Source organism: Streptomyces sp. GC420, from assembly GCF_009916105.1.
Classification (GTDB): domain Bacteria; phylum Actinomycetota; class Actinomycetes; order Streptomycetales; family Streptomycetaceae; genus Streptomyces.
The window spans coordinates 1-9,345 of the sequence record NZ_JAAAXQ010000325.1 but is presented as its reverse complement, the minus strand read 5'-3'; the positions used below and the strand labels follow the sequence as shown (position 1 = coordinate 9,345).

9 protein-coding genes are annotated in these 9,345 nt (G+C 71.7%); 6 read left to right on the top strand and 3 right to left on the bottom strand.

Features of this window, described 5'->3' with window-relative positions; genetic code table 11:
• Positions 1 to 366: TetR family transcriptional regulator C-terminal domain-containing protein (locus GUY61_RS39340; protein WP_398957372.1), on the top strand; the 366-nt coding region annotated here is incomplete at its 5' end.
• A gap of 470 nt (positions 367 to 836) precedes the next feature.
• Here GUY61_RS39340 and GUY61_RS29695 read toward each other — a convergent pair.
• Entirely contained in the window at positions 837 to 1,673 is an 837-nt protein-coding gene (locus GUY61_RS29695; protein ID WP_166633334.1) for an oxygenase MpaB family protein, read from the bottom strand.
• Position 1,674: 1 nt separating this feature from the next.
• Positions 1,675 to 2,604 (bottom strand): oxygenase MpaB family protein, encoded by a 930-nt coding sequence (locus GUY61_RS29690; RefSeq protein WP_243766850.1) that lies wholly within the window; start codon positions 2,602 to 2,604, stop codon positions 1,675 to 1,677.
• 434 nt (positions 2,605 to 3,038) lie between these two features.
• Here GUY61_RS29690 and GUY61_RS40655 point away from each other — a divergent pair, with 434 nt between their 5' ends.
• The 4 genes from GUY61_RS40655 to GUY61_RS29670 are packed head-to-tail and all read left to right on the top strand — an operon-like array spanning position 3,039 to position 7,356.
• Positions 3,039 to 3,371, top strand: coding sequence for a DUF6230 family protein (locus tag GUY61_RS40655; protein ID WP_313896936.1), 333 nt, complete (start codon positions 3,039 to 3,041; stop codon positions 3,369 to 3,371).
• A 24-nt stretch (positions 3,372 to 3,395) separates the two neighbouring features.
• Positions 3,396 to 4,940 carry a DUF6114 domain-containing protein gene (locus tag GUY61_RS29680; protein WP_166633333.1) on the top strand — a complete coding sequence of 515 codons (1,545 nt, stop codon included), beginning with the start codon at positions 3,396 to 3,398 and terminating at the stop codon, positions 4,938 to 4,940.
• An 11-nt stretch (positions 4,941 to 4,951) separates the two neighbouring features.
• On the top strand, positions 4,952 to 5,860 hold the full coding sequence (locus tag GUY61_RS29675) for an oxygenase MpaB family protein (RefSeq protein ID WP_166633332.1): 909 nt from the start codon (positions 4,952 to 4,954) through the stop codon (positions 5,858 to 5,860).
• Positions 5,857 to 7,356, top strand: a complete 1,500-nt coding sequence (locus GUY61_RS29670; RefSeq protein WP_166633331.1) for an aldehyde dehydrogenase family protein — start codon at positions 5,857 to 5,859, stop codon at positions 7,354 to 7,356. Before GUY61_RS29675 ends, GUY61_RS29670 begins: the two co-directional genes overlap by 4 nt.
• 81 nt (positions 7,357 to 7,437) lie before the next feature.
• Here GUY61_RS29670 and GUY61_RS29665 read toward each other — a convergent pair whose 3' ends face one another.
• Complete coding sequence (locus GUY61_RS29665; protein WP_166633330.1) at positions 7,438 to 8,064, bottom strand: TetR/AcrR family transcriptional regulator; 627 nt, start codon at positions 8,062 to 8,064, stop codon at positions 7,438 to 7,440.
• A 90-nt stretch (positions 8,065 to 8,154) separates the two neighbouring features.
• Here GUY61_RS29665 and GUY61_RS29660 point away from each other — a divergent pair, with 90 nt between their 5' ends.
• Positions 8,155 to 9,294: an acyl-CoA dehydrogenase family protein gene (locus GUY61_RS29660; protein ID WP_166633329.1), complete on the top strand. Its 1,140-nt coding sequence runs from the start codon at positions 8,155 to 8,157 to the stop codon at positions 9,292 to 9,294.
• Positions 9,295 to 9,345: the final 51 nt, after the last annotated feature.

Here is a 9,345-nt window from a genome sequence, read left to right as displayed (position 1 = left end):
TCCCCCGTCCCCGGCCGCCCGGAGGCGGCCGGACTCGTCGAACGCACCCGGCCGGTCGCCCCTCGGCTCAGGCCGCGACGACGGCGGCAGCGGCACGGCCGCCGTCGACGTCGAGCACCGTGCCGGGCCAACCCGGCGGTCCAGGACATCGTCACCACCATGACCGACGCCTGGCAGTCCCACCTCGCCGAAGGCGTCAGGGCACTCGCGCAGTCCGGGGAGATCGCTCCGGACACCGACCCCGAGCAGGCGGCCATCAGTGTGCTGACAGCGGTCACGGGGGGCGCCGCGATGCTCCAGGCCACGGACAGCATGCGCTACCTCGAGGTGTCCCTCGACCAGGCGCTGAACGCCCTGCGCCACTGAGCAGGCCCGTCGGCCGACCCTCCGGGCCCGCGCCACGTCGCTGTCGCGCCGTGGGCGCTCCGCGACATCGAGGCGGGCCGGACCGAACCCGTCTGCGGCTGCTGGGGCCGGCCCCGATGACGTGCGGAAGGTGGCCGGCCGCTTCCGCGTATATGAGTTGACGCCCCGCGGCCCCGGCGGCTTCCATCGGACCGGCACCGGTACCGGTCGCGGTACCGACTCCCCCGCTCCCGTACGAAGGGTTCCCGTGGTCGCCGGCAAACCGCCTGCCGACGGTGTCTCCATCGACGAGTCCCTGGTGCGCGGGCTGCTCCGCGCCCAGTTCCCGCGGTGGGCGGACCTGCCCGTCGCGCGGGTCGGCTCCGCGGGAACGGCGAACGCCAAACTCCGGCAGGCTGCGCGAACGTATCCGTACCGGAGTTCCAGTCACCGCTTCTTCTCCGGCCAAACCGGACCGGCGGCGTTCGGAGTCATCCGCGTGCGGCACGTCGGGCGGCGCGGGCGGTGGGCAGAAAGCGGAAACGTTCGGGGAGCAGGGGGACGAGGGTGCGCACGACGGCGCCGAGGCGGCGCAACCGGCGTTCGCCCCTGGGGGTCCAGGGCAGGCCCAGGTGCTCGCGTGCGGCGGGAGGGAGCAGGCCGACGGTGAAGAGGACGTGCAGGCGGGCGAGCGCCGGGCGGATCAGCGGCCACAGCAGGCGCAGGGGTGGGGGCGAGCCGTCCGGCGGTGGTACGGGCCTGCGGGGGTCGAGGAGTTCCTCGACGACGGCGGTCTTGTCGAGCTCCTCGCGGACCATGGTGTCGAAGTAGGGCCAGTACTCCTCCGGGGTCTTCGGCATGTCGCGTTCGTGAATGCCGAGGATGCGGCCGAGCTGGAGGAGTTCGTCGTACAGCTGTCGCTCGTCGTCGGCGGTCAGGGGGCGGGACAGGTAGCGGGCGGCACGGAGGAAGACCGGGTAGGCGGTGGCGTGCACCCAGGCGTAGTACGCGGGTGTGAGGGCGTGGTAGGCGCGGCCGCGGGTGTCGGTTCCGCTGATGGTCTTGTGCAGGGTGCGGAGCCGGCGGCCCTCCTCGATCGCGCGCTCGCCGCCGTAGACCCACAACTGCAGTGAGTCGAGGGAGCGTTCGGCGCGTCCCCACGGATCGGTGCGGAAGACCGAGTGCTCGTCGACGCCCGCGCCGACCGCGGGGTGGGCGACCTGGAGGACCACGGCGGCGGGCAGTGACAGCAGCAGGCGTATGTCGCCTGCGATGTCCCAGAGGATCGACCCGGGTGCGAGCGGGGTGGGTGTGGTGCGGGCCGTCATGTCACCACGCTCCCAGGGGGTGCCGCGCGGTGGGTTCGGTGCCGGGGCGGTGGGTGGCCCAGTACGCGATGGCGAGGGAGACGGTGATGCGCAGCGGCGGTGGTACGAGCGTCATCAGCAGCCGTACGAATCGTGCGAAGCGCCGCAGGGACCGTTCCTGCCGCGCGCTCCAGGTGAGACGGAGGCGGTCGCGCAGAGGAGGCGGCAGGGTGCCGACGGTGACCAGCAGGGCGTAGTGCGCGGCGACACGGGCGAACGGCCGCCAGAGCGGTCCCGGTATCCACCGGAACGGTTTGGCGGGGTGGGCGAGTTCGTCGACGACGTCCTGGACGGACCGGTTGTACTCCAGCCGGTTCTCGACCTTGTCGTCGTAGTAGGCGCAGAAGGAGGGCCAGTCCGGGGGCAGATGGTGGTCCCCCAGGCCCCATACCCGTCCGACGTCCCGCATCTCGCGGTAGTACTCCTCGAGCTGGGCCTCGTCGAGGCCCTTGCCGAAGAGGCGCTGCGCGTCGACGGGGCCCTTGACGAGGGTCGCGTGCACCCAGTGGTACGCCTCGGGGTTGAGGGCGTGGTAGCGGCGGCCGGCCGAGTCGGTCCCCTTCATGGGGGCATGCACGTGTATCAGGCGCCGGGCCTCGGCGGTGGCGGCCCGCCGGCCGCCGTAGATCACGGTGCTCAGCGAGAGCAGGGTGCGGATCAGCCGGGGCCAGGGCTCGGCGCGGAAGTTGCTGTGGTCCGCGACGCCCGCCCCGACGACGGGGTGCGAGACCTGGAGCAGCAGCAGCTGGGGGGCGAGGAGTGTGGAGCGGGTGTCGCCGAAGCAGCGCCAGGCCATTCCGCCCCTGCGTGGTGCCCTGACTTCCGAGGGTGCGTCAACTCCCTTTGCCTGGTGGGGATTCGACTCGGCGGACATGTGCGGCAGGGCGGTCATGACGCCTCCGTTTCTCCGTTGTATCCGGAGTATTGACGTGGCCCGTGAAACAAGTCAATAGTTTTCGTATCTTTGACTCACCCGCTCGACGCGCCCCCACGATCCGCCCCCACAACCCATCCAGGAAGGGCTCCTCATGAAGGACAGAGACCCGCAGACCCGGACGATCGCGCCGGGCGAGGGCCGCACCCACTGGAAGCGCAGCGCCGTGATGTTCGTCCCCTGCACCATGGCCGTGGGCGCCCTGGGCATCGCCCTGGCCCAGGGGGCGCTCGCCGCCTCGTTCGCCGTCTCCGGCGCCGCGTTCAAGGTCGCGGCCTCCGAGGTCACCGCAGAGGGCCTGTCCTCGTTCCCCTCCTCCATCGGCGACTCCGCGAGCGGGGCCAAACCCGTGCTCCTCGCCGGTGTCAAGAACGGCACGGTCTCCGACGTGTGTGTCCCTCAAGCAGAAGGTGCCGGTGATCGGCGACATCACGATGCTGGTGCGATCGGGTGCGGACAAGCCCCTCGAAGGAAGCAACCTGGTCGTCAACGCGGACGCGCTCACCGGCGCGGGCGGCAGGGTCACGGGGGTGCAGGCCGGCCGGGACGCCGCCACACTGACCGGCGCCCCGGGAGTGACCGGCCCCAAGGGCACGTTCGGCGTCCAGGCGAGCACCGCCGTCGCCCACGACCTCAAGAGCACCGCCTACTCCGCGAACGGCGGGACCTTGACGCTCGAGAAGCTGGAGATCGAGTTCAGCCGCAGCGGCAAGCAGTGCTTCTGACCGCGACGAGAGGCGGACGCAGTCATGCTCGGCTTCGTTTTCGGCTTCCTGTCGGAACTCGCCCGTGAGTTCGGCGACTGGCTCGACCGGCTCCTGCCCGCACCCCGGCTGCGGCGTGCCCTGCGCTCCTGGCGCAGGCGGCGCCCGTTCTGGGCCGCGATGTGGGTCATCGGAGGCGGTGTGGAGATGGTCGCCATCCCGCTCGCCCCGCTCCCACTGATGATCAAGGTCGGGGTCGGCGCGATGTCGGCGGTCGGCATCGGCCTCGTCCTGACCGCGGGCGGACTGTTCTTCCTCTTCAAGCCCGATCAACGGCTGTTCGTCTCCGTGGTCACCGCGATCGCGTCGCTGACGTCGATGGCGACGACCAACCTGGGCGGCTTCGGCATCGGCATGCTGGCCGGTCTCATCGGCTCCTCGATGGCCTTCGGCTGGATGCCCGCCCCTGCGCCCGCGGACGACGGCCCCACGCCCGGAACCGGCACGGACGCAAAACCCCCGCACACGGTGTCGCTCGGGGCCGGCGGGCGGGAGGGTGGTGTCCCAAAAGCCCGTGAGGACCGACCCCGCCCGGGCCGCCGCCGCGGGCGTGCGCGGGGCACGGTCCTCTTCGTCGTGAGTGCCACCGTGCTGGCGGCCGGCCTTCCGGCCGCCGGCTCCGCCGCCGCCCCGTCACCGTACGGCGCGGCGGCGCCCGGCTCCGGCGTCTCCCCCTTCCCCTGGCCCACGCTCACCCGGCCGTGGGACCCGGCGCCGACGCCCGCCCCGACATCGCCGGGCAGGGAGATGGAGGCCCCGGCATCCGCGCCCACGGGCTCCGCCGGCGCGACGGGTACCCCCGGGCCCCCCTCGCCGACCATGACCCCCGAGGACAGCGCGAAACCGGGCGACGAGAACGACGAGGAGGCGGACAAGGAGGAGAAGGAGAAGAAGGAGAAGAAGGAGGACGCCGCCAAGGGCGCCCGGGTGACCCTCCCGTGCCTGACGGGCATCGACACCGGCGGACTGCCCAACCCTGGGGAGGACCCCGGGGAGGCAGAGCCCGGCGAGATCGCCGAGGACCCCGACGACCTGACCGCGCTGTGGCCACCCATCGTGATCGGGGACCAGCCCGGACGGCCCCGGGCCACGTATCCCATCAGCCCCGGTCACCCCGAGGTCGGCGCCGACAGCCTGACCGCGTACGGCGCCATCATCCACGGCGCAACCTACCTGAGCACGGTGGACGGCCACCGGATGAAAGTCCTTTGGGTACACGCCGACCGGCTGGTCGCGGACAACTACAGGTTCCGCGTCGAGACCGGCAGCCAGGTGCAGACCATCGACGTGGACCTCGACATCCCCCAGGTCGACATCTACGTCACCCGGCTCACCGGCTCCATCACCATCCCCGTCCTCAACGTCAGCACGCCGCGCATCTGCATCGGAGCCGACATCGTCCCGGCGAACCTGCCCATCGCCGTACAGCTGCCCAGGCTGTCCGTCACCGCCGTGGAGGCGGGTCAGGTGCTGGTCGACGCCGAGACCGTCAACTTCTCCGAGCTGAGCGTGAGCAGTCACCGCCGATAGGAGACACACCCATGGGCCGCTACAGCCGGCTCCACCGCATCCGGCAGATGGACCCGCAGAAGGACTACGAGCGGATCTTCTGGTGGATCACCCAGTACGAGTTCCCCTGGGACTACCTCCAGGGCGTCTCGATCGCCTTCCTGCGCGACTACGGCGTACCACGCATCTCCCGGCTCCTCGACCGCACGCAGGAGTTCGAGCGCGCCGGGCAGAAGCGGTACGACGACACGGTGCTGATCGCGTACGAGATGGTCCGCGAGGGCATGGACTCCGACCACGGGCGTGCGACCGCCCGGCATCTCAACCGCATCCACGGCCGGTACCGCATACCGAACGAGGACTACCTGTATGTACTGGCCACCACGGTGGTCGGTCCGAAACGGTGGATCGACCGGTACGGCTGGCGGCGGCTGTCCTGGCAGGAGACCGAGAGCCTGGCGCTGGTCGGACGCCGCATGGGCGAAATGATGGGCATCACCGGCCTGCCCACCGACTACGCGGGCTTCGAGCACCTGCACGACGCCTACGAGGAGGAGATGTTCGCCTACGACCCGGCCAACCGGCGCGTGGCGGCGGCCACCATGCGGGTCGTCACCGACTGGTATCCGCAGGCGCTGCGGCCCGTCGTGGCACGGGCCTCGCTGGCGGTCCTCGACGAACCGCTCCTCAAGGCCCTCGGCTTCGCCCCGCAGCCCCGCTGGGTCCGTACGACCGCCCATCGCGCCCTGCGTGCCCGGGCCGTGCTGGTGCGCCGCCTCCCACCCCGTCCCGGCTGGTGGCCGCACCGGCCCAGGCCGCGCAGCTACCCCTTCGGCTGGACGCTCGACGACCTCGGCCCGCACTGGGCACAGAGCAGGCAGCTCGCCCCTCTGCCGGAGGCGGATGCGCGCCAGGAACACCGACCCCAGGAGCGTCCATGACCGGCACGGAAACACCCCTCCCCGCCGCCTCCTTCGCCTCGTACGCCCCCGCGACCGGCCGTGTCATCGCCGAATACCCAGTCGACGGGCCGGAGCGGATATCCGAAGCGGTCACACGGTCCCGACAGGCCCAAGTGCGCTGGGCAGCGCTTCCCGAGGCCGGAAGGCGCCGCCATCTGCTGTGCTGGAAGCGGCAGTTGGCGGCGTCCTTGGACACGGTCGCGGACGCCGTCGCCGCCGAGACCGGCAAGCCGCGCGGGGACGCCGAACTGGAGGTGGTCCTCACCCTGGAGCATCTGGCCTGGGCGGCGCGCAACGCCGGCCGGGTGCTGCGCGAGCGCCGGATCCGTGCGGGGCTGCTCGCCGCAAACCAGCGGGCCACGCTCTCCTACCGTCCGCTCGGTATCATCGGTGTGCTGGGGCCGTGGAACTACCCGGTCTACACCCCGATGGGTTCCGTCGGCTACGCCCTCGCGGCCGGCAACGGCGTCGTGTTCAAACCCTCCGAGTACACCCCGGGCACCGGCGTGCTCCTCGCGCGGCTCTTCGACGCGGCGGTTCCCGAGTACGCCGGACTGCTCACCGCGGTCACCGGCGCCGCCGCGACGGGCGAGGCACTGGCCAGGTCCGGTGTCGACAAGGTCGCCTTCACCGGCTCTCCCGGCACGGCGCGCAAGGTGATGGCCGTGTGCGCCGAGACACTCACCCCGTTCCTCGCCGAGTGCGGGGGCAAGGACGCCGTGATCGTCGCCGCCGACGCCGACCTCGACGCCGCGGCCGACGCGATCGTGTGGGGCGCCATGGGGAACGCCGGCCAGACCTGCGCCGGCGTCGAACGCGTCTACGCCGTGAGGGAAGTGCACGCCGCGCTGTGCGACAGGGTGGTGGAGCGGGCCCGTGCGCTCCGTCCCGGCCCGGGCCCCGACGCGTCCTACGGGCCGATGACGATGCCGGGTCAGACCGCCGTGGTGGAGCGGCATGTCAACGAGGCACTGGCGGCCGGGGCACGGGCCGCGCTGGGCGGCGTCGAGTCGGTGTCCGGGTCGTACGTGGCGCCGGTCGTCCTGGTCGGCGTACCGGAGGAGTCGGCGTCGATGGCCGAGGAGACGTTCGGGCCGACCGTCGCGGTCAACGCGGTCGCCGACCTCGACGAGGCGGTGCGCCTCGCCAACGCCTCGCGCTACGCGCTGGGCGCCGCGGTCTTCTCCCGCGACCGGCGTGCCGCCGCCGCGGTGGCGTCCCGTCTGCGCGCCGGTGCCGTCTCCGTGAACTCCGTGCTCGGCTTCGCCGCCGTACCCGCCCTGCCCTTCGGCGGCTCGGGCGACTCCGGCTTCGGCCGCATCCACGGTGCGGACGGACTGCGTGCCTTCGCCGCCCCCCAGTCGGTCACGGTGCGGCGCTTCGCCCCACCGGTCGACCTGACGTCCTTCACCGCATCCGCCACGGCGAGGGCCCGTGCCGTGGCGGCCGCGCGGCAGCTGCACCGGCGGCGCTGAAGGGCTCGGCGGCGCTGAAGGGATCCGGCGGCGCTCGGGACGTGCCGGGCCGGGCCCCGCCGTGGGGCCCGGCGTCCGCTCTCACGCGCCGAGCAGGGGAGCCAGATATCTGCGGGCGAAGGCGCGGGCCTGATCCTCGTCGTCCATTTCGATGCAGCTCGACGGGTTGAGGAGGAAGGAGACCGCGACCCGGACCATCAGTTCGGCGACGGGGCGGGGGTCGCTGTCGGGGCGCCCCTCCGCCTGCTGGGCCCGGCGCAGATGGGCCGTCAGATAGTCGCAGGTGGCGGCGAGCGCGGGGCCGCCCTGAACGGTCAGATAGGGAAGGACCACCTCGGGTTCCAGCCGCAGCAGCCCGCCGAACAACGGGTGCGCCCTGGTGTACCGCAGGGCCACCAGGAAGCCTTCGACGACCCGTTCCTCCATGGTCGGCAGTGCCGCGACCGCGGAGTCCAGTTCCTGGAAGAACCGGCTGCCCTCGCGCAGCAGGCATGCCTCGACGAGTCCGTCCTTGTTCTGGAAACGGCGGTACACCGTGACGCGCGAGACCCCGGCCCGTTTGGCGACGTCGTCCACCGAGGAACGGCGCAGGCCGAAGGTCGTGAACTGCTCCAGAGCGGCGTCGAGGATCCGCCGCGCCACCTTCTCCTCCGTCTCCGGCCGGGCGATGGCCCGGGCGAGCAAGGAGTCGTTCGCTGATGTCTTCATGGTGCTCCTCACGATACCGGGACATCCTCCCCCGAGAAACTCTGAAACATCCACTATATCTTTGTAACTCGCTGAAGCCAGGAGGACCTCATGAGCAGTCGGCTCACCCCGGAACAGTCTGATTTCGTCGCGGCCGTCCGCGACTTCGCCAAGCGTGAGTGCGGGACGCGGGAACAGCGGGACACGCTGACCGGCGGCGGCCGGGAACCGCACAACCCCGAGCTGTACGGCAGGCTCGCGGACCTCGGCTGGCTCGGGGTGTGCCTGCCGCAGGAGTACGGCGGCGCGGGCGGCGGACTGGCCGATGCCTGCGTCTTCCTGGAGGAGACCTCGTACGGGATGATCCCGGCCGGTGGCTTCATCACCACGGTGATCACCGCCAAGGCGTACGAGAAGTACGGCACCGAGGAGCAGAAACGGCAGGTGCTCGGCGGCGCGGTGCGCGGCGCCGTCGCCGCCATCGCCATGTCGGAGCCCGCGGCCGGCTCCGACGTGGGCGCGCTGCGCTGCCGCGCCGTCCGGCAGCCGGACGGCGGCTGGCTGGTCGACGGCCAGAAGACCTGGATCTCCAATGCCCACTTCGCGCAGAGCATCCTGCTCGTGGCGCGGACCGGCGGGGAGAAGCACAAGGGGCTGACGATGTTTCACGTCCCGGCCGGCACACCGGGCGTGGAGATCCGGGGTATCGAGACCATGGGCGGCCGTGAGGTCAACGACGTGTTCCTCACCGGCGTACGGCTGCCCGCGGACGCCGTCGTCGGCGAGGTGGACAACGGCTGGCGGCAGCTGATGGCCGGCCTGAACCACGAACGTCTCTTCCTGGCCGCGAACATGCTGGGCCTGGCCCGACGCGCGTTCGACGACGCGGTCGCCTACGTGCGCGAGCGCGAGCAGTTCGGCCGTCCCGTCGGATCCTTCCAGGCGCTGCGGCACCGCATCGCCGATCTGGCGACCGAGATCGAGTGCACCCGGCTGCTGGTCCGCGAGGTCGCACTGGACTGCGATGCCGAGCCGGACCGGCTCTTCCCCCGTGAGGCGTCCATGGCGAAGCTGAAGGCCACCGAGACGGCCAAGCGGGTCACCCTCGAATGCATGCAGATGATGGGGGGTTACGGCTACGCGACCGAGTACGACATGGAGCGCCATCTGCGGGCTGCCGTCGTCTCCACCGTGTACGGCGGTACGAGCGAGATCCAGCGTGACGTCATCGGCAAGAGTTACGGCCTCTAGGGTTCTGCCCGCGGGCCCACGACACGGCGGCCGCCCCACCGGGAGGTGGGG